This is a genomic window from Xenorhabdus sp. NBAII XenSa04 (assembly GCF_963866145.1).
GTDB classification, from domain to species: Bacteria; Pseudomonadota; Gammaproteobacteria; order Enterobacterales; family Enterobacteriaceae; genus Xenorhabdus; species Xenorhabdus indica.
On record NZ_CAWMEB010000193.1, the window covers coordinates 1 to 318 of the forward strand.

At 46.2% G+C, this 318-nt stretch carries 1 pseudogene; it reads right to left on the reverse strand.

Features of this window, described 5'->3' with window-relative positions:
* A pseudogene (locus AAC147_RS08100) lies at nt 1-318 on the reverse strand (DNA primase); the annotation flags it as partial.

Below are 318 nucleotides of genomic sequence, written 5' to 3' on the forward strand. Positions count from 1 at the left end.
ATTCACTTTTGGTTTGCCGTGCTTATCCAGTTCGTCGGGATGATGCCAGTCATTATCTGCTGCCAAAATAATTTTTGTGTCCGACCAGCGTTCCCGAACGGCTTTAGAGACAGAAAGCAAATTGCCCGCATCCAACGCCGCCAGAACAGAACCTTTATAGAGCAAGTTAACTGTGAGCGCTGTGGCGTAACCTTCGGTAATGATCACTGTATCGGGATGATCTTCCAGTTCTGAGACAGAAATAAACGCCCCTTTTTTCTGGCTGCCAGACAGTAATTTTTTCTCTCCATTGGGTTTGATAATCTGCGCACCTGTTAC